We start from the raw sequence: 23,210 nt of genomic DNA, 5'->3' as shown, positions 1-23,210 counted from the left end.
ACGCCGTCAGCCGCGCAGGCCGAGCAGGGGCAGCACTTGGGAGAGATCCCGCGTTTCGACGGCCAGGTTCGCCTTCGCGCGCACGGCGGGCTTGGCGCAGAAGGCCACCGACAACGCCGCCGCGCCCATCATCTTCAGGTCGTTCGCCCCGTCTCCGATGGCGACGGTGCGTCGCAGCGGCACACCGGCATCCGCCGCCCAGGAACGCAGCGACTCCTCCTTCGCCGCCGCGTCGACCACGGCGCCGTCGACCACTCCGGTGAGCACGCCGCCGACCACCTCGAGACGGTTCGCCCGCCAGCGGTCGAGTCCGAGCCCCTCGGCCAGTCCGTCCACGAGCTCGTGAAACCCTCCGGACACCACGCCGACAAGACCGCCTGCAGCGTGCACGGCCTCGACGAGCTCCGGAACGCCGTCTGTCACGCGGATGCGCTCGGCCACCTCGCCGAAGACATCGTCGCCCAGTCCGCGCAGCGTCGCCACTCGCTCCCGAAGACTCTGCTCGAAGTCGAGCTCTCCCCGCATGGCCCGTGAGGTGATGTCGGCGACGAGCTCACCGGATCCGGCATGCTCGGCCAGCAACTCGATGACCTCGTCGTGGATGAGCGTGGAGTCCACGTCGAGCACCACGAGAAAGCGGGCGGACGCGGAGGCGGCAGTGCTCATGGAACGACGTGTACTCCCTTGCCGACGACGGTGAGGCCCGACGACGTGACGGTGAAACCGCGGGCGCGGTCGCGCTCCGGGTCAACGCCGATCTTCGCCCCCTCGCGCACGACGACGTCTTTGTCGAGAATAGCCCGGCCCACGAACGCGTTCGGCTCGATCACGGCGCGCTCGAAGATGACGGAGTCGACGACGTGGGCGCCGGACTCCACCTTCGCCCACGCCCCGAGCACGCTGCGTTCGAGGTGGGCGCCGCTGATCACCGATCCGAGCGAGACGATCGAGTCGATCGTGGTGCCGATCGCTCCGCGCACGTCGCGCACCAGTTTTGCCGGAGGCGAGTTGAGCTGCTGGCTGAAGATCGGCCACTGGTTGTTGTACAGGTTGAAGATCGGCAGCGCCGACACCAGGTCCTGGTGCGCCTCGAAGAACGAGTCGATCGTCCCCACGTCGCGCCAGTAGTACCGGTCGCGATCCGTGGATCCGGGAACATCGTTGCGCTGAAAGTCGTACACCCCCGCCTCGCCGCGCGAGACGAAGTCCGGGATGATGTCGCCGCCCATGTCGTGGTTCGAGTCCGGTCGGGCGCCGTCGCGGTGCACTCCGTCGATCAGCGCCTGAGCGTCGAACACGTAATTGCCCATGGATGCCAGCACCTCGTCGGGCGAATCCGGCAGGCCCACCGGATCGCTCGGCTTCTCGCGGAAGGCGGCGATGCGTTCGGGATCGGAGGCGTCCACCTCGATCACGCCGAACTGGTCGGCCAGGGAGATCGGCTGCCGGATGGCCGCGACGGTGGCCGCGGCCCCCGAGGCGATGTGCGCGTCGATCATCTGCGTGAAGTCCATGCGATAGACGTGATCGGCGCCCACCACCACGACGATGTCGGGCTTCTCGTCGACGATCAGGTTGAGGCTCTGCAGAATGGCGTCGGCCGAGCCCGAGAACCAGCGCTTGCCGAGTCTCTGCTGCGCAGGCACGGAGGCGATGTACGAGCCGAAGATGCCCGTCGTGCGCCAGGTCTGCGACACGTGACGGTCGAGGCTGTGCGACTTGTACTGCGTGAGCACGACGATCTGCCGAAGCGTGGAATTCACCAGGTTCGACAGCGCGAAGTCGACCAATCGATACTGCCCACCGAACGGCACCGCGGGTTTGGCGCGATCCGCCGTCAGGGGCATCAGACGCTTGCCCTCACCGCCGGCCAACACTATTCCGAAGATCTTGGTCCCCTTCATGACTACACAGTAGAGCCGAGGGGGGCGCTGTACTACCGTCAACGTCATGCGCGTCGATCTGCTCACCCGGGAATACCCGCCCGATGTCTACGGCGGGGCCGGCGTGCACGTGAGCGAACTCGTGCGCGCGCTGCGAGCATCCATCGAGGTGCAGGTGCGGTGCTTCGGCTCACCGCGGGACGAGCCGGACACCACGGGGTACGCCGTTCCCGCCGAACTCGTCGGCGCCAACCCGGCGCTCGCAACGCTCGGTGTGGACCTGCAGTTCGCCCAGGACACCGCCGGCGCCGGCCTCGTGCACTCGCACACCTGGTATGCGAACAACGGGGGTCGGCTGGCGAGCCTGCTGCACGGCATCCCGCACGTGCTCACGGCACACAGCCTGGAGCCGCTGCGGCCGTGGAAGGCCGAGCAGCTCGGCGGCGGGTACCGGCTCTCCAGCTGGGTGGAGCGCGAAGCCTACGAGAGCGCCGATGCCGTGATCGCCGTGAGCGAGGGAATGCGACGCGACATTCTGCGTGTGTACCCCCAGGTAGATCCGGCCCGCACCCACGTGATCTACAACGGGATCGACTTGCAGACCTGGCGCATCGTGGACGAGCCCGACCTGGTGCGCTCGCTCGGCGTCGACCCGGATGCCCCGACCGTCATCTTCGTAGGCCGCATCACCCGGCAGAAGGGACTGCCGTACTTCCTCAGGGCGGCTGCGGCGCTGCCGCCCGATGTACAGCTCGTGCTGTGCGCGGGGGCGCCGGACACGACCGAGATCATGTCGGAGGTCGAGGGACTCGTCCAGGATCTGCAGGCCACCCGCGACGGCGTCGTCTGGATCGATCGGATGCTCCCGCAGAACGAGCTCGCCGCGTTGCTCAGTGCAGCGACCGTGTTCGTGTGCCCGTCGATCTACGAACCGCTCGGCATCGTGAATCTCGAGGCGATGGCGTGCGGACTGCCCGTGGTGGCGACGGCGACCGGCGGCATCCCGGAGGTCGTGGAGAACGGCGTCACCGGCAGACTCGTTCCGCTCGAGCAGGCCACCGACGGCACCGGAACACCGTTGGATCCGGACCGCTTCGTGGCCGACCTGGCCGAGGCGCTCACGGAGGCCGTCTCGGATCGCGAGCGCGCTGCGGCGCAGGGGAGCGCCGGCCGCTTACGGGCGCAGACGCAGTTCTCCTGGTCCTCGATCGCGGAGCAGACGCTGGCGCTCTACCGAAGGCTTCTCACGCACTGAGCCCGCAGTGCGCCCCGCTAGGCTAGAGGCCATGTCGAACACCGTCCTCTCGTTCAACTCCGTGTCGGTCGTGCGCGACGGCAACGCGATCCTCGACGGGGTGGAGTGGAACGTCACGGCCGACCAGCGATGGGTCATCCTGGGGGCGAACGGCGCCGGCAAGACGACGCTCGTGCAGCTGGCCGCGGCCGCGAGCCACCCCACGTCCGGCACCGTGACAGTGCTCGACGAGGAGGTCGGAAAGGCCGACCTCGCCGAGCTGAAACCACGCATTGGTTACGCGTCGAGCGTTCTGGCGGGACGGATCCCGAAGAGGGAGACCGTGCTCGACGTCGTGATGACCGCCGCCTACGCCGTCACGGGCCGCTGGCACGAGGAATACGAAGAGATCGACGTGCGGCGCGCCAAGCGCGTGCTGGCCGAGTGGAAGCTCGACTCCCTCGCTGACCGGGCGTTCGGCACGCTCAGCGACGGCGAGAAGAAGCGTGTGCAGATCGCCCGCTCGGTGATGACGGACCCGGAGCTGCTCATCCTCGACGAGCCGGCCGCGAGCCTCGACCTCGGCTCGCGAGAAGAGCTCGTCACGCTCCTCGGCGGCTACGCCAGCGATTCCCGATCCCCGGCCATGATCGTCGTCACGCACCACGCCGAGGAGATCCCGATCGGGTTCACGCACGCGATGCTGCTTCGCGACGGCGCCATCGTCGCCGCCGGAGAGCTCGCGGCCACCCTGACCTCGGAGAACCTCAGCGAGACCTTCGGTCTGCCCATCGACGTCTCGTCCGAGGGCGGCCGATACACGGCCAGGGCACGCCCGCAGGAGTAGATCGTGTCACTGCACTCTCGCTGGGCCGCCGTGCGCACGGCCGGCGTCTGCTAAACTCGATCGTTGGCCGTGGATGCCTGTCCGCGGCTCGTCAAGCTTTCGCGCCGCTTCGATAAGGCGCGTCGAGTTTCGATCCCCATCCCTTCGAGGAATCCTGATGAAGTCTGACATTCACCCCGATTACGCCCCGGTGGTCTTCCGCGACCTCGCGTCCGGCGCCACGTTCCTGACCCGTTCGACCGTCTCGAGCGACAAGACGATCGAGTGGGAGGACGGCAACACGTACCCCGTGATCGACGTCGAGATCTCCAGCGAGTCGCACCCGTTCTACACGGGCAAGCAGCGCATTCTCGACAGCGCCGGCCGCGTCGAGAAGTTCAACCAGCGCTTCAAGAACTTCGGCAAGTCGGCGTAAGCCGAGTTCGCCCGCGCGAACGGCCCCGCCTCCTGGCGGGGCCGTTCGTCGTCTCGTCAGGCTGGGTGGCGTTCAGCGGCAGGGCCAGGTGCCCTCGGCGACGAAGGCGGGGTCTTTGACGCGCCGCATATAGGCCTGGAAGTCTTCCGCCTGCTCGCGGCACCAGCGCACCTGCAGTCGGTGCAGCTCGGCCGCATCGATGCCGAGCTCGGTGGGGTATGCCCGGGCGATGGCCTGCGCCACGCGGCCGGCGGCGATCGCGTCCGCTCCGGCGTCGTGTGCGTCTAGCAGCTGCACGCCGTAATGCCCGGCCGTGAACTCGAGAGTGCGCTTGCCTCGGCGGTACTTGTCCACCGCCTTGTCGATGACGAGCGGGTCGATGATCGGTGCCGGGTCGTCGAGCGAGGGCACGCCGTGGCGACGGGCCTCGTGCTCGAGCAGCGAGAGGTCGTAGGGCGCGTTGTACGCCACGATGGGGATGCCACGGCTCAGCAGCGTGTGCAGGGCGGCGACGATCTCCCGCACCGCCTCGGGCGCGGCCCTGCCCTCCGCACGCACGCGCTCGTCGGTGATGCCGTGCACGGCGGTGGCGCCCGGCGGGATGGGCACGCCGGGATCGACGAGCCAGTCCAGGCGCTCGATGACGGCACCACGAGCATCCAACACGCCGACGTGGGCGGAGACGATGCGGGAGTTGCGAACATCCACTCCCGTCGTCTCGAGGTCGAATACGCCGAGTTCGTCGTGCCACTGCTTCATGGCTGACACGCTAGGGCCGACCACCGACGTCGTCCTTCGCGGCTCGCCGGAGTCGTCGCGGCGCCGCGCTCAGTGAGACGGTTCGATGTGCAGCCAGTAGAAGCTCTGCGTGCCGAGCGTGAGCGTGAAGCGGCCGTCGTCGGCGATGGTCGGGAACTGCCCTCCGCCGAACAGGTCGTACAACTCGCTGCCCGCGAACTCGGGAGCGTCGAGCGTGACCGAGATGGGATTGTGCGAGAACGAGAAGACGCACAGCACGCTCTCGGGCAGGTCGCCGAAGACGGTGCCGCTGCCGGAGTAGGAGCGCACGAACGCGAGCACCGACGAATGATCGGTCGGCAGCACCGTCAGCGACCCGAGCCCGAACACCGGATGCGCCTTGCGCACGTAGATCACGTTGCGCACCCAGTGCAGCAGCGAACGCGACTGCGCGAGCTGCGCCTCCACGTTCACCTGGTTGAAGTGGTAGACGAGCGACTGCACGACGGGCAGGAAGAGCTTGCCGGGATCGGCGGTGGAGAAGCCCGCGTTCCGGTCGGGCGTCCACTGCATGGGCGTACGCGAGGAGTCGCGGTCGGGCAGCCAGATGTTGTCGCCCATGCCGATCTCGTCGCCGTAGTACAGGAACGGCGTGCCCGGCAGGGAGAAGAGCAGCGCGTGCGCCAGTTCGAGCTCGGCCCGCGAGTTGTCGAGCAACGGGGCGAGGCGACGCCGGATGCCGACGTTGGCACGCATGCGCGGGTCATAGGCGTACCAGCCGTACATCGCCTGGCGGTACTCCTCGCTGACCATCTCGAGCGTGAGCTCGTCGTGATTGCGCAGGAACACGCCCCAGCCGGCGCCGTTCGGGATGTCGGTCGTCTCCGACAGCACCCGCACGAGCTCGTCGGCGCGCTGCGAGCGCAGTGAGTAGAAGATGCGCGGCATGACGGGGAAGTCGAACGCCATGTGGCACTCCGGCTCCTCCTCGGTACCGAAGAAGGCGGCGACCTCGCGGGGCCACTGATTGGCCTCGGCGATCATCACGCGCCCCGGAAAATCCCTGTCGAGCATGGCGCGGAGCGCCTTGATGAACTCGTGCGTGGGCGGCTCGCCCTCGCCGTTGCCCTCGTCGGACTCGTAGAGGTAGGGGATGGCATCCATCCGGAAGCCGTCGACGCCCATCTCGAGCCAGAACCGCACGATGTCGAACACGGCCTCGTGAACCGCCGGGTTCGTGTAGTTGAGGTCGGGCTGATGGGAGAAGAAGCGATGGAAGAAGAACTGCCGCCGCTCCGAATCGAAGGCCCAGTTGGAGTCCTCGGTGTCGGTGAAGATGATGCGGATGTCCGGCCACTTCTCATCCGTGTCGCTCCACACGTAGAAGTCACCGTACGGGCCCTGCGGATCACTGCGCGAGAGCTGGAACCACTCGTGCTGGTCGCTGGTGTGGTTCAGCGGCAGGTCGATGATGACCCGCATGTTGCGCTCGTGGGCCTTCGTCACCAGGTCCTGGAACTCGTCGAGCGTGCCGAACTCGGGCATGATCGAGCGGTAGTCGGACACGTCGTACCCGCCGTCGCGCAGCGGAGACTCGAAGAACGGCGGCAGCCACAGGGCGTCGACACCGAGCCATTGCAGGTAGTCGAGCTTGGAGATGAGGCCCTGGATGTCGCCGGTCCCGTCACCGTTGCTGTCCACGAACGAGCGGACCATCACCTCGTAGAACACGGCCCGCCGGTACCACTCCGGATCGAGCGTGAGGCCCGGGAGCTGGATCGGTGCGGTGAAGCTCACTGACGTCCTCCTGCGGCATTTCGGTACGTGTCCCTCGAGGCGCCGTCGCCGACGGATCGGTCTGGATCAGTGTAGAACGACCCCCTCCGCGGCACCGCCCAGGTTGGGCCGATTCCCCCTCATAGACTTCATGCGTGTCTCCCGTCCGCCGCACCCCGCCCGCACACCCGCCGCGAGTTCCCGTGCGAGAGCACCGGGTGGAGGTTCTCGGCAGCACGACGGCGTATGCGGAGTACGGAGCTGCGGATGCCGACACCACGTTCGTGCTCGTGCACGGATTTCGCGGCGATCACCACGGACTGGAGCCGATCGCAGCACGACTCGCGCCGCGGCGGATGATCGTTCCCGACCTGCCCGGTTTCGGCGAGTCGGAGCCTCTGGCGGGCCGCGAGCACGACATCGAGGCCTACGCGACCTGGCTGCGCGCGTTCGTCGAGGCCGTGCCCCTGACAGGCCGCTTCGTGCTGCTCGGGCACTCGTTCGGCTCCATCGTCGTGGCGGCATCCCTGGCGCAGCAACGCAGCGAGATGAGCGCCGGTGACCGGCGGCCCGACATCGTCGTGCTCGTGAACCCGATCGGCGCACCGGCACTGAAGGGCCCACGGGCAGTGTTCACCCGCCTCGCGATCTTCTACTACTGGCTCGCCTCCGCACTTCCCGAATCGCTCGGCTTCGGCCTGCTGCGCAACCCGGCCATCGTGCGGGTGATGAGCGTAGCGATGGCGAAGACCCGCGACCGTCGACTGCGGGCGTGGATCCACGATCAGCACGATCGCTACTTCAGCGCATTCGCGAATCGCGACGTCGTGCTCGAGGCGTTCCGGGCATCCGTCAGCCACGACGTGTCGGAATACGCCGCCCGGATCGACGAGCCGGTGCAGTTGATCGTCGCCGACCGCGACGACATCACGCCCCTGGCGGCACAACGGCGACTTCGCACGCTGTTCCCGGATGCCCGCCTGCACGTGATCGAGAACGTCGGCCACCTCGTGCATTACGAGGCTCCGCAGGAGGCGACCGAGGTCATCCTGGCGTTCCTCGACGAGACGGCAGGCGGGCCGTCGACGACAGCCCGCGCCGGCTCGTCGCAGGACGCCGGCTCGCCGCATGACGCCGGCTCGTCGCAGGCGGGAACGGGCGGGAAAGCATGAAGGTCGTCTTCGACTGCCGGTACACCCGCATCGGCCGGCACGACGGGATCAGCCGATACACGGCATCCCTGGTGGCCGAGCTCGCGAAGCTGCACGACGTGACGATGCTGATCAGCGATCGTGCGCAGCTCGACATGCTTCCCGCGCTGCCATGGGCGATGGCCTCCGCGCCGACCAGCGTGCGCGAGCCGCTCGTGGCGCTGCAGGTCAACGCGCTGAAGCCCGACATCGTGTTCAGCCCGATGCAGACCATGGGCTCGTTCGGCCGCAGGTACCGCCTCGTGCTCACGGTGCACGACCTCATCTACTACCGCAATCGCACGCCTCCGCGGGACCTGCCCGCGTTCGTGCGCGGGCTGTGGCGGCTCTACCACCTCGCCTGGTGGCCGCAGCGCGCGCTGCTGAACCGGGCGGATGCCGTCGTCGCCGTCTCGCACACCACGCGCGACCTCATCGCGCGGCACCGCCTCACCCGCCGACCGGTGTACGTCGTGCCGAACGCGCCCCAGGTGCCCCCTGATGTGCCCAGCACGCCTCGTCAGGCGCCGGCGACGAAGTCGCTCGTCTACATGGGCTCGTTCATGCCGTACAAGAACGTGGAGACGCTCGTGCGTGCGACACAGCTGCTGCCGGGGTACGAGCTGCACCTGATGAGCAAGGTCAGCGACGTTCAGCGGGAGCGGCTCACGGCCGCGGCACCTCGGGCAACGCTGGTGTTCCACGACGGGGCGAGCGACGCCGAGTACTTCGCCGCTCTGCGCGACGCGACGGCACTCGTGACGGCGTCGCTCGATGAGGGATTCGGCATCCCGGTCGTCGAAGCCATGCGGGTGGGCACGCCCGCGGTGATCAGCGACATCCCGATCTTCCGCGAGATCGGAGCGGATGCCGCGGTGTACGCCGACCCGCACGATGCGTCGTCGTTCGCCCGCGCCGTGCGCGCGCTGGAAGCGCCGGGGGAGTGGGCGGCGAGGTCCGCGCTCAGCGTGGAACGGGCATCCGCCTACACCTGGGCAGGCTCGGCATCGGCGCTGCTCGGGGCGCTGACCGAGGTGGAGTCCGCGGGCACCGCGAAGGCCTCCGCCTGAGCCGCGGTAGCGGGAAGGTTGAACTCCTCGAGACGAAGGCGGCCGCCGTCGTGCCAGAGGTGGCTGAGCGACAGATTGCTGATGAGCTCGCCCTGTCGGGGCCGTTCGCCGTTCGTCAGGTGCCGGATCAGCGAACCGATCACCGCCCCGTGTGTGACGACGAGCACGCTCTCACCCGCGTGCTGCACCGCCAGGCTCTCGAGCACGGGGAGTGCTCGGCGCACCACGTGCTCCCGTGTCTCGCGCCCGGGCACCACGTCGTCGGGGAACCGGCCGAGGATCTCCTGGTTCGTCAGCCCCTCCGCCTCGCCGAAGGCCCGCTCGTTCAGCTCCGGCTCACCGACCGGCGCGCCCAGTCCCGCGGCGTCCGCGATGATGGCCGCGGTCTGCAGCGCCCGCGAGAGTGCGCTCGCGTACACGGCGGTGTAGCCGGCGTCGGCGAGCGCGTGCGCAGCCACGGCGGCCTGTGCCACACCTGCGTCGTTCAGCGGGATGTCCGTGGAGCCCTGGATGCGCCGCTGACGGTTCCAGTCCGTCTCGCCATGCCGCACGAGCGTGATGCGCGTCACCGGTGCAGTGGCACGTTTCCCCTCTCGGCCACCCGAGGGCGTGGTCTCCGGCTCGCCGCTCACGCGATCAGCGCGTCGGCCAGAGCGACGAGGGTTTCGGAGGTGCCGGCATCCAGTTTGAGGGTCGCTCGGGCGTCGCCCTTCGTCCCCCCGCGATTGATCACCACGATGGGCAGTTTACGGCGGCGTGCCTGCTCGAGAAGCCGCATGCCGGAGTTCACGGCGAGCGACGACCCGGCAACGAGCAAAGCCCCCGCGCCGTCGACGATCTCACGGGCGGCCTGGAAGCGCAGCGGCGGCACGAACTCGCCGAAGAACACGACGTCGGGCTTGAGCGGGCCCCCGCAGACGCTGCAGGCCGGAATCTCGAACGCATCGACGTCGCTCACCTCGGCATCCCCGTCGGGCGCGATCACGACCGACTCCGGCCGTGAGAGCCACGGGTTCAACGCATCGATCTGAGCGGCGATGTCCTCGCGCGCGAACATCTGCCCGCACTCCAGGCAGAGCACCCGATCCATGCTTCCGTGCAGCGGCACCACCCGGCGGGAGCCTGCCCGGGTGTGCAGACCGTCGACGTTCTGCGTGATCACGCCCGCGGCCACGCCGGCCAGCTCCATTCGGGCCAGCGCGAGGTGACCCGCGTTCGGCTCGGCAGCGCGGAAGCGCGCGTAGCCGAGGTGGCTTCCCGCCCAATACCGCTTGCGCGAGCGCGCGTCGCCGAGGAACTGCGCGTACGACATGGGGGTCCGCTTCGGGGCGCCCTCCCCGCGATAGTCGGGGATGCCGGAGTCGGTGGAGATGCCGGCACCGGTGAGCACCGCGACGGAACGGTCTGCGAGGATGTCGATGGCGGCCTCGATCGTCGATCCCGCCGTCGCCGTTGTGCTCACCCGAAGTCTCCTCGTCCGCCGTCAGTGTAAACAGCGCAGTTTTCCGAATTGTTTCCGCGCCCTGACCGTCGCGGCCCAGGTCCCCGTCCGCACTCTCTTCACACGGAAGTCCGCTGATGCGCATCATCCCCATCGACTCGGTCGACGCACCCGAGCTCGCCGACTACACCCGGCTCACGGATGTCGCGCTCCGGCGAGCGCTGGAGCCCGCCGGCGGCCTGTACCTGGCCGAATCGACCAAGGTGATCACCCGGGCCCTACAGGCCGGGCACACTCCGCGCTCCGTGCTGCTGCACGAACGCTGGCTGCCCGACGTCGAGCCCCTGCTGGGCGGGCATCCGGACGTTCCGGTTTACGTCGGCTCCGAGGAACAGCTGCAGACCCTGACAGGGTTCCATCTGCACCGCGGCGCACTCGCGGCCATGCACCGTCCGCCGCTGCCGCCACTCGAAGACGTGCTGGCCGGCGCCCGGCGCGTCGTCGTGCTCGAGGACATCGTGGATCACACGAACGTCGGGGCTGCCTTCCGTGCCGTCGCCGGGCTCGGCGCGGATGCGGTGCTCGTCAGTCCGCGCTGCGCGGATCCGCTCTACCGGCGCAGCGTGCGGGTGAGCATGGGCACGGTGCTGCAGGTGCCGTGGACCCGCATCGGCGAGTGGCGGGATGCCGCGCCGCGCCTGCACGAAGCCGGCTTCCGTATCGCCGCGCTCGCCCTCTCGGACGACGCCGTCGCGCTCGACGAGCTCGCGGCGAATCCGCCCGAGCGCCTCGCCGTGGTGATGGGCACCGAGGGTGACGGGCTGAGCCGCACGGCGCTGGCCGCGGCAGACACCGTGGTGACCATTCCGATGGCGCATGGCGTCGACTCGCTCAACGTGGCCTCCGCGGCCGCGGTCGCCCTCTACGCGTTGCGGGTTCCTGGGACCGCGACGTGGAGCGGGTGACGCCCTCGGCAGAGGAGTCGGCAGATCCGCCGGCGTCCGCGCATACCACGGCGTCTGTCAGGGCAACGCAGAGGTGACGCCGCCTACGATGGCAGGCGTGTCACATCCTCCCGCGCACCCCGGCGACCACGCCGCCGATGGCACCCCGGAGAGCATCCCCGGCGGTGTCGGGACGCGGAGCGACTCGACTGCCAATCGCCGCCAGCGCCGCCGATTCCGTCGTCGCCGGGCAGCCGTCTTCACCGTGCTCGGCGTCGTTCTGGCGACCGCCGCCTACACCGCACTCTCGGCAGTGGCGCCACTGCCGGCGGCCGCGGAGGCCGCGTCCGGATCGTCCACGGTCCGTGCCGCGGCCGTCGATCCCGCTTTCCCGGCCTGGGGCAGTGCCGCCGTCGGGCTCGTGGGACAGGACGACCTGCTCGTGCAGAACGGCAGCACCGCGAGCGCTCCGATCGCGAGCATGACGAAGACGATCACCGCGCTGGTGCTGCTGGACAAGCATCCGATCGCCAAAGGAGAGACCGGCCCCACGATCACCTTCACGGATGCCGACGTCGACATCCTGCAGCAGGTGTGGGCCGAAGACGGTTCGTGGGCGAACGTCGTCGCGGGCGAGCGACTCACCGAAAAGCAGGCGCTCACGGCCATGCTCCTGCCGAGCGCGAACAACTACGCGATCTCACTTGCGAACTGGGGCTTCGGATCGGTGGACGCCTTCCTCACCTACGCGAGCTCCTGGCTGAACGAGCACGGCCTCACCGGCACGACGATCACCGACCCGTCCGGGCTCGACCCGGGAAGCGTCAGCACCACGAAAGACCTCGTCTCGATCGGCAAGCTCGTGCTGGCGAGTCCCGTGCTCTCCGAGATCGTCGACACTCCGTCGACGACTCTGCCCGACGTCGGCACCGTGCAGAACTCCAACGAGCTCCTGGGCAAAGACGGCATCGTCGGCATCAAGACCGGTTGGACCGATCAGGCCGGGCACTGCCTGATGTTCGCGGCCTCCGTCACGGTGCACGGCCACGCGCTGAAGCTCGTGGGCGTCGTGACCGGGGCACCCGACTACGACAGTCTCTGGAGCCAGGTGCCCACGCTGCTGGCCAGCGTCGAGAACGGCTTTCACGAGGTGAAGATCGGAGGGTCGGCCGGCTACGGCACCTACAGCAGCCTCTGGGGTCAGAAGGCGGCGCTGAAGGCGACCAAGACCGGTGGGCTCTTCGTCTTCTCGAACACGCCGGTCAAGGTGACGGTGCGCACGTCGACCGCGTCGACCGCCGCGCCGGGGGATGCCGTCGGCACGGTCACGTACACCGGGGCCGGCCAGAGCGTGACACGCACGCTCACCGTTTCGAAGCAGGTGGCCGATCCGGGCCTGGGCTGGCGCATGGCCCATCCGCAGCTGATGTTCCTGTAACCGCGTCGCCCGCCCCGGTTAGCACCCGCCGCCCGCCCCGACCGCCGGTCCCTCACCGCCCGCCCGGCACCGCCCGCCCGGGACCCGCCGAGCAACATCTACCGCTGGCTGAGCAGCGCGCCGCGCAGCGGCACGCGCGTGCGTAGGCACCGCCCTACAGCGCGGCCTCCTGGTCGCCCGGTGCGACCACCGGTGCGGGCTGCGGTCGCTTCGGGAGCCGATTGTCGCCGCTGGAGACGCCCTTGAGGCGCCGCACGATCCACGGCACGAAATACTCCTTCGCCCACGACAGGTCCTCCGCGCGCGCCTGCCGCCAGGAGCGCGCGGGGAGCGGCTCCGGCTCCATCGGCTCCAGGTCGTGGACGACTCCGAGCGTGTCGAGCACCATGCGCGCCACCGTGTGATGCCCCAAAGGGTTCATGTGCAACCGGTCGGCGGACCACATGCGCGCATCCTGCACCGAGTCGAGTGCCCACTGGTCGGCGACGAGGCATCCGTGCTTCTCTGCGACCACGCGCACGTTCTCGTTGTAGATGGCGATCTTGCCCCGGATGGCCTTGAAGACGGGGGAGAAGCCGACGTCGACGCCGGTGAAGACCACGATCGTGGCACCGGTGACGGAAAGCCGCGTCACGACCTCGTCGAACAGCGCGCCCACCTCGTCGGGGTCGGAGCCCGGACGGATCACGTCGTTCCCGCCGGCGGAGATCGTGATGAGGTCGGGCGCGAGAGCAACGGCAGCGTCCACTTGGTCGTCGGCGATCTGGCGGATCAGCTTGCCGCGCACCGCGAGGTTCGCGTAGGCGAAGTCGTCGGTGCCGCGCGCAAGCACTTCCGCCACCCGGTCCGCCCAGCCGCGGATGTCGCCCGGCGCGTTCTCGTCGGGATCGCCGACCCCTTCGGTGAACGAGTCGCCCAGGGCGACGTACCGATGGAAAGGATGGAGCGGTTCCGTCATGCGCTCCATTCTGCTCTGCAACGGCCCGTGACTCTGCTGCGTCGCTGCCCGCCCACTGCACAGACGCCCTACCCGCTGCACCGAAACGACTCTGTCCACCCGGGGGTCGCGACGACATTCGGGTGCACTCGGCGCGAGCCGGCGACCGGGTTCGGTACGGTGGAGTGAAGTGAGCACATCGACCCCCGTCCCCGCGTCGGCCGAGGATGCCGCACCTCCGGCGGATCCCGAACAGAACGGCGACAACGCTCGCACCGTCGGAACGTGGGCCATCGAGCATCTCTCGCCGTCGTTCCCGGACCGCGCACCGTGGGGAACCGCGGGCAAGCTGCGGGCGTGGCAGGCCGAGGCCCTCGAAGCGTACTTCCGCTACGAGCCGCGCGACTTCCTCGCCGCCGCGACGCCCGGCGCGGGAAAGACCACGTTCGCGTTGCGCCTGGCGGTGGAGTTGCTGAAGCGGCGCACCGTGGAGCGCATCACGATCGTGGCACCGACCGAGCATCTCAAGAGGCAGTGGGCAGAGGCGGCCGCGCGGGTCGGCATCCCGATCGATCCGAACTTCAAGAATGCGCACGGCCGCTACGGCTCGCACTATCGCGGTGTCGCCGTGACGTACGCGCAGGTCGCGGTCAAGGCCGCCCTGCACCGCGACATCACACTCGACAGGCGCACGCTCGTCATCCTCGACGAGGTGCACCACGGCGGCGATGCGCTCAGCTGGGGCGACGCCATCCGGGAATCGTTCGAGCACGCCGCGCGGCGGCTCTCCCTCACCGGCACCCCGTTCCGCAGCGACACGTCACCCATCCCGTTCGTGACGTACCTGCAGAACCGGGAGGGCATCCGCACCTCTCGCACCGACTACAACTACGGCTACGGGCGGGCACTGAGCGACGGCGTCGTGCGTCCCGTGCTCTTCATGGTCTATGCCGGCCACATGCGGTGGCGCACCAAGACCGGCGACCAGATGGAAGCCCGACTCGGCGAAGGCAACACGAAAGACATCACTGCGCAGGCGTGGCGCACCGCGCTCGACCCGAAGGGCGAATGGATACCGCAGGTGCTGCACGCCGCGGACCGCCGCCTCAGCGAGGTGCGTGCGCAGGTTCCGGATGCCGGAGGTCTCGTGATCGCGACCGACCAGGTCGCCGCTCGGGCGTACGCCGCGATCCTCGAGAGCATCTGCGGCGAGAAGGTCACCGTCGTGCTCTCGGACGAGAAGGAGTCCAGCGACCGCATCGAGGAGTTCGCGCAGGGGACCTCGCGCTGGATGGTCGCGGTGCGCATGGTCTCCGAGGGCGTGGACGTGCCGCGCCTCGCGGTGGGGGTCTACGCCACCAGCGCGGCGACGCCGCTGTTCTTCGCGCAGGCGATCGGCCGGTTCGTGCGCGCGCGCCGCCGGGGCGAGACGGCCACCGTGTTCCTGCCCGACGTGCCGATCCTGATGGCGCTCGCCCGCGCCCTGGAGTTGGAGCGCGACCACGCCCTCGACCGCGTGTCGGTGGACGGCGAGGGCGACCTCTGGAATCCGGAGGATGCCATGATGGCGGCCGCCGAACGCGAGGACAAGGCATCCGATTCGCTCCAGCAGGAGTTCGCGTTCGAGGCGCTCGACTCGCACGCCGCCTTCGACCGCGTGCTGTACGACGGAGCGGAATTCGGCGGCTACGCCGAGCCGGGGAGCGACGAGGAGTGGGACTTCATCGGCATTCCGGGGCTGCTGGAGCCCGAGCAGGTGCACGAACTGCTGCGCACCCGTCAGGCACGGCAGGCGAAGCGTGCGGCGAACCGCCCGGCGTCCGCGCCGGGCGAGACCGCGAAGGCTCCGGCCCCGGTCTACCGCACGCTCAAGGAGCAGCGCAGCCTGCTGAACAGCCTGGTCGGGCTCTACGCCAAACAGTCGGGGGAGCCGCACGGGCTCGTGCATGCCGAGTTGCGCCGCGTGTGCGGCGGTCCGGCCGTCGCACAGGCCAGCGTGACACAGCTGCAGGCGCGCATCGACCTCTTGCGCAAGCGCCTCGGACACCGCTGAGCGCGCCACACCGGCTGCGCCGAGTGCGCCTCTCGGACCGGCGCGAGGTGCGCACGCTGGACATCGCCTGCGTCGGCGACCACCTGCTGCGCCTCGCCGCGGTACTCAGCGGAGCCGGGCGGCCTCGTTCTCGAGTACCTCCCCGCCGGCGTTCTCGAGTGTTCGCCCGGCAGTCCGGCCGTCGCGAACACGGAGACGAGCCTCGTCTTCGAGAACGCGACGGCCGACGGCTGGCAGGAGGTGCCGCCCTGGTGCTGGCGCGTCAGTCGTTGCCGTCGAAGGCGTCCTTCACCTTCTCGCCTGCCTGCTTGAGGTTCGCTTTCGTCTGGTCGAACTTGCCCTGGTTCTCCAGTTCGTCGTCGCCCGTCGCCTTGCCGACGGCCTCCTTGCCCTTTCCCCAGAGCTCGTCCTTCTTGTTGTCCATCTTCTCTTCGTCGCCCATGATTCCTCCTTCGACAGGTGCGAATTCGATGAGCTTGCACGCTAGGAGCCGGCTCGCGGGGCAGCAAGGCCTTGACTTACACGACGGGCATCTTGGTGGTTCCGGCAAGCGTGAACGGCATAGGCTTGCAGGCGACGCGTTGCAGGGGGTGGAGATGGGCGCTTTGCTCTATGGCGGGCCCGAGATCGAAGTGAAGTTCGACGATCGGGTTCTCGCGCATCTCCAGGTCGTGATCGGGGCGAAGCTGCGTCGTGGGGAGAGCTTCTTCTTCACGTGGCGCGATGACGTGTCGGTCGGCGACGGTCGGAGTTCCGTGTGGCTGGCTCCGGGCATCCCCTTGTATTTCCGCTACTCGGGGAGCAAGCCGCCGGCGATCAACCCCGAGTGGATCGAACGGCTGGCGCTGTCGGCCAACGGCGCCCAGGGGCTGCGGCTGATGGACGAACCGCTCGGTCCGAACAGCGCGGGAGCCTCGGGCAAGTCGCAGGACAACAGCGTCAAGCCGGCCTGATCATTCGATCATTGGAAGTTCCGTGAGGTGGTGCGTGCTTTCAACGGCAGCGCCTCGAACCTGTCGGCGACGACGTTGACTATGCCTTCTTCGCTGCGCTCCAAGATGCCCCGCACCACCAGGGCGGGCGCCTCCCGCGCAATCCTGCGGTAGCGTCCCCACACGCCGACGCTGCAGACGATGTTCAGGAGTCCTGTCTCGTCTTCGATGTTCATGAACGTGATGCCGCTCGCGGTCGCCGGGCGTTGGCGGTGGGTGACCACTCCGGCCACCTGCACCCGCGTTCCGGCCTCCACGTTCAGCAGTTCGTCGATCGAACGGATGCCCCGCCCCGCCATCTCCTGACGCAGGTGCCTCATCGGATGGTCGCCCGGCGACACGCCGGTGGCCCACAGGTCGTACACGACCTGCTCCGACTCGGTGAGCACCGGCAGCAGTGGAGGCTGCACGAACACGGCGGTGGAGGGCAGATATTCCCGCCGCTCACGCGAGGCGGGGCCTGCTGCCCACAACGCCTGCCTGCGAGTGAGCCCGAGTGATTCGAAGGCACCGGCCGCCGCGAGCGCTTCCAGCTGCGGCGAGGTCAGGCCCACCCGGCGCGCCAGATCCTGGATGTCCGTGAACGGCCCGTCCGCCTCACGTTCGTCCACGATGCGTTGCGCGTGCTTCTCGCCGATCGTGTTCACGTCGGTGAGACCGAGGCGTACGGCCAGCGCACCGTCTCGGCGATGGTCGGCGGAGGAATCCGGTGCGGTGCGGTCGAAGCCGGCGGGCACCGGCGGCTGCTTCTGCTCGAGGCAGGAGTGCGACCCGGTCGGCACGGTCGTCGAACCCGGCGGGCCGCTCACCGGGTCGCCGGCGTCCCAGCCTCCGAGGCCGGGGCTTCCGGGACTGGAATCTGCGGGACGGGAATTTTCGGGACTGGTGCCTCCGGAGCCGAGACCCGTCGCACGTTCGTCGAGCGGCTCGAGGTCGGGGTGCACGAGCGAGCGCTGGATGTCGACGTGGCGTACAACGACGCCGTGACGCACGGCATCCTGCGTGAGGGTCTGCGGAGAGTAGAACCCCATCGGCTGGGCCTTGATGAGCGCGGCGAGGAAGGCGGCGGGGTAGTGCAGCTTGAGCCAGGCGCTGGCGTAGACGAGCAGCGCAAAGCTGAGAGCGTGGCTCTCGGCGAACCCGAAGTCGGCGAACGCCTCGATCTTCTCCCAGATGGCGCGGGCGGCGTCGTCGCTCAGTCCTCGGCGTGCCATGCCGGCGAACACCGTGTCGCGCAGCGTGCCGATTTTCTCGATGCCGCGCTTGGAGCCCATCGCCCGACGCAGCAGGTCGGCGTCTTCGCCGGTGCAGTCGCCGACCGCCATCGCCATCTGCATGACCTGCTCCTGGAAGAGCGGGATGCCCAGGGTGCGTTCCAACACCGGCTTCAGATCGGGATGCGCATATGTCACGTCCTCCTTGCCCGCGCGCCGGCGGATGTACGGATGCACCGCCCCGCCCTGGATCGGCCCGGGCCGGATCAGCGCCACCTCGATCACCAGGTCGTAGAACGCTCGGGGGAGCAGACGGGGGAGGGTGCCCAGCTGCGCGCGGCTCTCCACCTGGAACACGCCGATAGCGTCAGCCCGACAGAGCATGTCGTAGACCGCGGGCTCCTCGCCGGGGATCGTGGCGAGCGTCCACGTCTCGCCGAGGTGCTTCTCGACCATGTCGAACATGTACTGCAGCGCGGCGAGCATGCCGAGGCCGAGCAGGTCGAACTTGACCAGGCCCATCCATTCGCAGTCGTTCTTGTCCCACTGCAGCACGGTGCGGTTCTCCATGCGGGCGTGCTCGATGGCGCACACTTCGCCGATCGGTCGGTCGGTGAGCACCATGCCGCCGGAGTGGATGCCGAGGTGCCGGGGCGCGGTGAGCAGCTGCTCGGCCAGCGCGACCACGTCGGCGGGAATGTCGTGGTCGCCGCTGAACACCTCGGGACCGTAGCGTTCCACCTGCTTGGACCAGGCATCCTGCTGCCCAGGCGAGTGTCCTAGCGCCTTCGCCATGTCGCGCACCGCGTTCTTCGGCCGGTAGCTGATCACGTTGGCCACCTGCGCCGCGTTGCGCCTGCCGTACTTGTCGAACACGTACTGGATGACCTCCTCGCGGCGCCGCGCGTCGAAGTCCACGTCGATGTCGGGCTCCTCGGGCCGCATGCTGGAGAGGAATCGCTCGAACGGGAGGTGGTAACGGATCGAGTCCACCGCGGTGATCTCGAGCGCGTAGCAGACCGCCGAATTCGCAGCGGATCCCCGGCCCTGACAGAGAATGCCGCGGTCGCGGGCGAACCGCACGATGTCGTGCACGATGAGGAAGTAGCCGGGGAAGTCCTTCTGCTCGATCACCGTCAGCTCCTGCTCCATGCGCGCCCGTACGGTCTCGGCGCTCGCGTGCGGGTAATCGGGCGGGTACCACTTCGCCACGCCCTGCGCCACGAGGTCGCGCAGGTGCTGCATGGGTGTACGGCCGGCGGGCACCTTCTGCTTCGGAAGTCGCGGCTTCGCCGAGCCCAGTGCGAATGCGTGCGTCTCGGCGATCTCGACGGTGCGCTCGATCACATCCGGATAGCGGGCGAACCGACGAGCCATCTCGGCACCGGAACGCAGCCGACAGGTCGCCGCGGCGGGCAGCCAGCCATCCAGCTCGTCCAGGCTCCGCCTGGCGCGTACGGCCGCCATCGCGGTGGCCAGCGGCCGTTCGGACTCCGTGGCGTAGTGCACCAGTCCGGTGGCGACACAGGCCAGCCGTTTGCGCTGCGCGAGCGCGAAGAGCGCGTCGTTGTGCACGGCATCCAGCGGCTCCCCGGTATCGAACAGCTCCACCACGACGTGCTCGGCACCGAACAGGTCGACCAGGTCGTCCAGAGCCCGGGATGCCGCGGCCACGTCGGGTTCCACCCCCTCGTCCACACCGTGTGCGAGCGCCTGCCGCACGGCGCCTTTGCGGCATCCGGTGAGTATGGTCCAGTACCCGCCGGCCTGCTCGCCGAGTCGGTGCAGGTCGTAGACCGGACGCCCCTTCTCGGCGAGCGGATGCAGCTGCGCGTCGGTGATCGCACCGGCCAGCCGGTGGTAGCCCTCCTCTCCGCGGGCGAGCACGAGCAGATGAGTGCCTTCTGGGTCGGCTGCCCCGTTCTGCGGAGCGCTCAGCTCCAGCGACAGCTCGGCACCGAACACGGTCTTCACGCTCTCGTGCGCCTCGGCCGCCTCGGCGAGGCGCACGACGCCGTACAGCCCGTCATGGTCGGTGAGGGCGAGGCCCGTCAGACGGCGGCGTGCCGCCTCTTCGACGAGCCGCTCGGGCGAACTGGCGCCGTCGAGAAAGCTGAAGTCGGAGTGCGCGTGCAACTCGGCGTACGGCACGTACGGACCGCTCTCCGGCACGATCGGCTCGCCACGATAGGCGCGACGCTTCACGCTGCGGGCGGGAGAGTCGAGCGCGGCGAGGTCGCCCTCTGGAGGGCGGCGCCCGGAGAGCTTGCGTTCCAGCTCGGCCCAGGAGATCGGCGGATTCTTCCACCCCATCGTTCAGGCCGTCCGTCTCGAGGTGGCGGGCCGCTCAGTCATAGCGCGCCTCCAGCTTCCAGGCCCCGTCATGGCACAGCACGAGCCAGGCATCACCCGTCTCGTCCACCAGTTGCAGCCGATCGACACGGCGCGAGGCTGCGGCATCCCACCACCGCTCTTCGACCGGCCACGGCCCTGCCCACGAGGTGAGCCGTCTGGGCTGTCTGCCGGGTATGGGTGAGAACGCTGCGGGGTCATCGCTCAGCTCCCCGGTGTCGGTCAGCACGACCGGGTCTCCGGATGCCGTCACCACGTCGCACCTCGTCGGCGGCGAGTACACCGTGGCGGGCAGCGGTGGCGGGAGAGAGCCCGGCCAGGGCTTCGCAGCATCGCGAGCGACGGCATCCGGGGCGCGGTCGCCCCAGGAGACCAGAACGGTGCGATCCGCAAGCATCCGTCCACCGCCCACCGCGGCGGTGCCGACGGCGTCGTGGCCCAGCATGCTCTGCACGCGGGAGAGCGCGTGGTACACGCGTTCGTCCGGACCGTCGCCGAACAGGCCGGCTTCGTGATGGCTCGCCGCATCGACCGATTCCGGCGCCACCGTCACCCGCACGACGGGCGAGTCCAGTCCGTGCCCGGCGCCGGCCCCCTGCAGCTGCCAGCGCACCCGGTCGACGACATCGGATGCCGTGAACCACCGCGGGTGCAGCCACGTGCGTTCACCCGTCGCCCCCGACTCGCCGAGCACCGTGATCGTGATGGCTGTGGCGACCAGCTTCGCCTCCGACACACCGACCACGAAGTCGTCGGCCGTCTGCCGGAACCCGAACGCGATCTCGTCCACCCGCTCGAGCCCCGGTTCGAAGACGATCGAGCGCTCCAGCACGGCCTGCGGCACCCGCGGGATCACGGTGGCGCGCTCGGTTCCGCTCGCGAGCGCGTGCACGCGAACACCGAGCTCGCCGAACCGGTCTTCCAGCTCGAGCGGGTCGAGGGCGGCCACCGCGCCGAGCGTGTCGAGGCTCAGCCGATGCAACAGCGTACGAAAGCCCTCTTCGGAATCGAACACGTCCACCGGCAGCGGGGCGAGGAAGTCTGCCGATCTTCCTGCTTCCACGATCCGCAGACGGTCGTGGCCAATGGCGGCACGGGCAGCCTGTTCTGCGGCGAACGGCCCATCGGCGATGCCGACGCATGCATCGGGCACACCGTGTTCGGCGGCGACGCGCAGCAGTTCCCGGGCGGCGGCATCCTCTCCGCCGTAGAACCGGGCAGGACCTCGTGCGCGCAGCGCGCACAGTCCGGCCCTGATCGATTGCACACCGGGCATCACCTGTTCGACGGCCGCCAGCAGTGGCTCGAACTCGCGCTGGTCCACGGAAGGGTCGTGGGTCAACACCGCCAACACCGAGCAGCGCGACTGCGCCTCCCGCACGCGCAGCCCCCGACGCACGCCCTCCCGTCGGGCGGAAGCCGAGGAGGCGAACACCGTTCCCTTCTCGATCAGGGCGAGCGGATGCCCCGCCTCGGCCAGCCCCGCCGCCTCCGCAGCACGCACGGGCCAGTCGGGGCACCAGAGCACGATGGTGCGGGTGGGCACGATGGTGCGAGTGGGCACGCTCGCGGACGGGGTGACCATGGTCATCCCGCAGCCCGTCGCCGGCGGAGGTCGGCGAGATCGTCGCCGGCGATGCTGTGCTTCGCATCGCCCTGCCACGGCACGTCGATGCGGTGCCGAGGAGCTTCCGTGCTGTGCCGGGCCGGCTCGTCGAGACGCCGCTGTCCGGCGCGCAACCGCACGGGCGGCAGACCGCGCAGACCTCCCTCCGGCGGCAATTCGAGGTGTGCCCGGCGCGGGGTGCCCCACGAGCGTGCCTGTACCGCCACCGTGATGCGCCGATCGCGCAGATAGCCGTGCCCGTCGCCGAGACCGCTCCAGTCGCTGGATGCCACGCCCACCCTCGCGTCCGTCCGTGGCCACTCGCCGGCGACGAGCAGCACCGCACCGTGCTGCCGCATGCGTGCAGCCAGCCTGCTCGCTTCTGCATCGCCGACACGGCCGCGGGGCACGGTGACGACCACGCTCACCGCATCGGCCAGGGCGGCGGTCACACTGAACCAGCGCTCTCCCGGATGGGGGACCAGCACGAGCCTGTCGAGATCCACGCCGAACCGGGCGGCGGCCTCGGCGCCGAAGGCGGGCATCCCGACCACGGCGCACCAGGCGCCGTCAGCGCTGGGACCCGCGAGCAGCGACATGATCAGCGACGTCGCTCCCTGCACGGAATAGACGCCACCGGGTTGCAGACCACCGCCGGGCAGCAGCGAGGCGAACGCCGGATCCGTTCGCAGCACCTGTTCGTCCAGTCGCGTACGCTCCATCTCGCCCACGCGCGAGCGCAGGCTCAGCAACCGTTCCAGATCGGCTTTGGCGCGCTCGACGGGCGTCTCGTCCGTCGCGCCGGCAGAAGCCCGGCCGCGCAATTCGCGCCCCATGGAGGCCGGTGCCGGGGGCACGGGTCGGCCATCGGGAGCGAATTGCTCGGCGAGAAGAGTCACCCTTCCAGTGTCGAACGCGTATTCGATACTGTCAAACCCTCTCTCGTTTCTCTCCCGGGTGCTTCTTCGACGATTCCCGCACCTTCGGTGTAGCAAAAGAGGGCGACGGGCATGCTCAGCGGCGCAGGCCTCCTTTCCTCTCAGACAGCTCGGCGCACTCATCGGAAGCGAAACGCCTTCT

Annotated in this window: 20 protein-coding genes; 9 read left to right on the top strand and 11 right to left on the bottom strand. The window is 69.2% G+C overall.

The features are described 5' to 3' along the window. Positions 1-6 precede the first annotated feature (6 nt). Positions 7-666 carry a phosphoserine phosphatase SerB gene (gene serB / locus H623_RS0102300; protein WP_022899330.1) on the bottom strand — a complete coding sequence of 220 codons (660 nt, stop codon included), beginning with the start codon at positions 664-666 and terminating at the stop codon, positions 7-9. Continuing rightward, the gene (locus H623_RS0102295) at positions 663-1,904 is read right to left on the bottom strand and encodes a glucose-1-phosphate adenylyltransferase (RefSeq protein WP_022899329.1); all 1,242 of its coding nucleotides are present in this window, start codon (positions 1,902-1,904) and stop codon (positions 663-665) included. Before H623_RS0102295 ends, serB begins: the two co-directional genes overlap by 4 nt. Positions 1,905-1,950: 46 nt before the next feature. On the opposite strand from H623_RS0102295, the gene glgA reads away from it, so the two are divergent. The 3 genes from glgA (at position 1,951) to H623_RS0102280 (ending at position 4,379) form a co-directional block, all read left to right on the top strand. After that, positions 1,951-3,138, top strand: coding sequence for a glycogen synthase (gene glgA, locus H623_RS0102290; protein WP_022899328.1), 1,188 nt, complete (start codon positions 1,951-1,953; stop codon positions 3,136-3,138). Between the two features lie 31 nt (positions 3,139-3,169). Then, entirely contained in the window at positions 3,170-3,964 is a 795-nt protein-coding gene (locus H623_RS0102285; protein ID WP_022899327.1) for an ABC transporter ATP-binding protein, read from the top strand. Between the two features lie 157 nt (positions 3,965-4,121). Next, entirely contained in the window at positions 4,122-4,379 is a 258-nt protein-coding gene (locus H623_RS0102280) for a type B 50S ribosomal protein L31 (protein WP_022899326.1), read from the top strand. 72 nt (positions 4,380-4,451) lie between these two features. Here H623_RS0102280 and H623_RS0102275 read toward each other — a convergent pair whose 3' ends face one another. After that, complete coding sequence (locus H623_RS0102275) at positions 4,452-5,138, bottom strand: exonuclease domain-containing protein (RefSeq protein ID WP_022899325.1); 687 nt, start codon at positions 5,136-5,138, stop codon at positions 4,452-4,454. A 69-nt stretch (positions 5,139-5,207) separates the two neighbouring features. Continuing rightward, entirely contained in the window at positions 5,208-6,914 is a 1,707-nt protein-coding gene (gene treS / locus H623_RS0102270; protein ID WP_022899324.1) for a maltose alpha-D-glucosyltransferase, read from the bottom strand. A 134-nt stretch (positions 6,915-7,048) separates the two neighbouring features. Here treS and H623_RS17330 point away from each other — a divergent pair, with 134 nt between their 5' ends. Both H623_RS17330 and H623_RS0102260 read left to right on the top strand, forming a co-directional pair. Beyond that, positions 7,049-8,065, top strand: a complete 1,017-nt coding sequence (locus H623_RS17330) for an alpha/beta fold hydrolase (RefSeq protein ID WP_084485511.1) — start codon at positions 7,049-7,051, stop codon at positions 8,063-8,065. Further along, a complete protein-coding gene (locus tag H623_RS0102260) occupies positions 8,062-9,153 on the top strand; it encodes a glycosyltransferase family 4 protein (protein WP_022899322.1) in 1,092 nt (363 codons plus the stop codon). Before H623_RS17330 ends, H623_RS0102260 begins: the two co-directional genes overlap by 4 nt. Here the strand turns inward: H623_RS0102260 and H623_RS17325 are convergent. Together H623_RS17325 and H623_RS0102250 are read right to left on the bottom strand one after the other, a co-directional pair. Next, positions 9,069-9,722 (bottom strand): histidine phosphatase family protein, encoded by a 654-nt coding sequence (locus H623_RS17325; RefSeq protein ID WP_022899321.1) that lies wholly within the window; start codon positions 9,720-9,722, stop codon positions 9,069-9,071. The genes H623_RS0102260 and H623_RS17325 overlap by 85 nt on opposite strands. Positions 9,723-9,781: 59 nt before the next feature. Beyond that, on the bottom strand, positions 9,782-10,615 hold the full coding sequence (locus H623_RS0102250) for a Sir2 family NAD-dependent protein deacetylase (RefSeq protein WP_022899320.1): 834 nt from the start codon (positions 10,613-10,615) through the stop codon (positions 9,782-9,784). A 116-nt stretch (positions 10,616-10,731) separates the two neighbouring features. Here H623_RS0102250 and H623_RS0102245 point away from each other — a divergent pair, with 116 nt between their 5' ends. Continuing rightward, positions 10,732-11,559 carry a TrmH family RNA methyltransferase gene (locus H623_RS0102245; protein WP_022899319.1) on the top strand — a complete coding sequence of 276 codons (828 nt, stop codon included), beginning with the start codon at positions 10,732-10,734 and terminating at the stop codon, positions 11,557-11,559. 97 nt (positions 11,560-11,656) lie between these two features. Then, a complete protein-coding gene (locus H623_RS0102240) occupies positions 11,657-12,976 on the top strand; it encodes a D-alanyl-D-alanine carboxypeptidase family protein (protein ID WP_022899318.1) in 1,320 nt (439 codons plus the stop codon). 154 nt (positions 12,977-13,130) lie between these two features. Here the strand turns inward: H623_RS0102240 and H623_RS0102235 are convergent, their stop codons facing one another. Beyond that, a complete protein-coding gene (locus H623_RS0102235; protein ID WP_022899317.1) occupies positions 13,131-13,934 on the bottom strand; it encodes an SGNH/GDSL hydrolase family protein in 804 nt (267 codons plus the stop codon). A gap of 271 nt (positions 13,935-14,205) precedes the next feature. Here H623_RS0102235 and H623_RS0102230 point away from each other — a divergent pair, with 271 nt between their 5' ends. Further along, positions 14,206-15,966 carry a DEAD/DEAH box helicase gene (locus tag H623_RS0102230; protein ID WP_026939813.1) on the top strand — a complete coding sequence of 587 codons (1,761 nt, stop codon included), beginning with the start codon at positions 14,206-14,208 and terminating at the stop codon, positions 15,964-15,966. Between the two features lie 262 nt (positions 15,967-16,228). Here H623_RS0102230 and H623_RS0102225 read toward each other — a convergent pair whose 3' ends face one another. Beyond that, positions 16,229-16,408 (bottom strand): CsbD family protein, encoded by a 180-nt coding sequence (locus H623_RS0102225; protein WP_022899315.1) that lies wholly within the window; start codon positions 16,406-16,408, stop codon positions 16,229-16,231. A 154-nt stretch (positions 16,409-16,562) separates the two neighbouring features. Between H623_RS0102225 and H623_RS0102220 the strand changes: the two genes are divergently transcribed. Next, complete coding sequence (locus H623_RS0102220) at positions 16,563-16,919, top strand: DUF7882 family protein (protein ID WP_022899314.1); 357 nt, start codon at positions 16,563-16,565, stop codon at positions 16,917-16,919. An 8-nt stretch (positions 16,920-16,927) separates the two neighbouring features. Here H623_RS0102220 and H623_RS0102215 read toward each other — a convergent pair whose 3' ends face one another. Genes H623_RS0102215 through H623_RS22015 form a run of 3 tightly spaced genes read right to left on the bottom strand, consistent with a single transcriptional unit; the run spans position 16,928 to position 23,029 of the window. Continuing rightward, positions 16,928-20,485 (bottom strand): error-prone DNA polymerase, encoded by a 3,558-nt coding sequence (locus H623_RS0102215; protein ID WP_022899313.1) that lies wholly within the window; start codon positions 20,483-20,485, stop codon positions 16,928-16,930. A 34-nt stretch (positions 20,486-20,519) separates the two neighbouring features. After that, entirely contained in the window at positions 20,520-22,115 is a 1,596-nt protein-coding gene (locus tag H623_RS0102210; RefSeq protein WP_022899312.1) for a DNA polymerase Y family protein, read from the bottom strand. Beyond that, a complete protein-coding gene (locus tag H623_RS22015; protein WP_211217959.1) occupies positions 22,112-23,029 on the bottom strand; it encodes a hypothetical protein in 918 nt (305 codons plus the stop codon). The genes H623_RS0102210 and H623_RS22015 overlap by 4 nt, the downstream gene beginning before the upstream one ends. Positions 23,030-23,210: the final 181 nt, after the last annotated feature.

The sequence above is a fragment of the Humibacter albus DSM 18994 genome, assembly GCF_000421825.1.
In the GTDB taxonomy this organism is placed as follows: domain Bacteria; phylum Actinomycetota; class Actinomycetes; order Actinomycetales; family Microbacteriaceae; genus Humibacter; species Humibacter albus.
This window is presented reverse-complemented; position numbering and strand designations above follow the sequence as displayed.

Bases quoted from the DNA above. Each gene is read 5' to 3' on its own strand.
- H623_RS0102215 (WP_022899313.1), bottom strand. From the start codon at position 20,485: ATGGGGTGGAAGAATCCGCCGATCTCCTGGGCCGAGCTGGAACGCAAG.
- glgA (WP_022899328.1), top strand. From the start codon at position 1,951: ATGCGCGTCGATCTGCTCACCCGGGAATACCCGCCCGATGTCTACGGC.
- serB (WP_022899330.1), bottom strand. From the start codon at position 666: ATGAGCACTGCCGCCTCCGCGTCCGCCCGCTTTCTCGTGGTGCTCGAC.
- H623_RS0102280 (WP_022899326.1), top strand. From the start codon at position 4,122: ATGAAGTCTGACATTCACCCCGATTACGCCCCGGTGGTCTTCCGCGAC.
- H623_RS0102225 (WP_022899315.1), bottom strand. From the start codon at position 16,408: ATGGGCGACGAAGAGAAGATGGACAACAAGAAGGACGAGCTCTGGGGA.
- H623_RS0102220 (WP_022899314.1), top strand. From the start codon at position 16,563: ATGGGCGCTTTGCTCTATGGCGGGCCCGAGATCGAAGTGAAGTTCGAC.
- H623_RS0102245 (WP_022899319.1), top strand. From the start codon at position 10,732: ATGCGCATCATCCCCATCGACTCGGTCGACGCACCCGAGCTCGCCGAC.
- H623_RS0102295 (WP_022899329.1), bottom strand. From the start codon at position 1,904: ATGAAGGGGACCAAGATCTTCGGAATAGTGTTGGCCGGCGGTGAGGGC.
- H623_RS0102235 (WP_022899317.1), bottom strand. From the start codon at position 13,934: ATGACGGAACCGCTCCATCCTTTCCATCGGTACGTCGCCCTGGGCGAC.
- H623_RS0102275 (WP_022899325.1), bottom strand. From the start codon at position 5,138: ATGAAGCAGTGGCACGACGAACTCGGCGTATTCGACCTCGAGACGACG.
- H623_RS0102285 (WP_022899327.1), top strand. From the start codon at position 3,170: ATGTCGAACACCGTCCTCTCGTTCAACTCCGTGTCGGTCGTGCGCGAC.
- H623_RS0102210 (WP_022899312.1), bottom strand. From the start codon at position 22,115: ATGACCATGGTCACCCCGTCCGCGAGCGTGCCCACTCGCACCATCGTG.
- H623_RS0102260 (WP_022899322.1), top strand. From the start codon at position 8,062: ATGAAGGTCGTCTTCGACTGCCGGTACACCCGCATCGGCCGGCACGAC.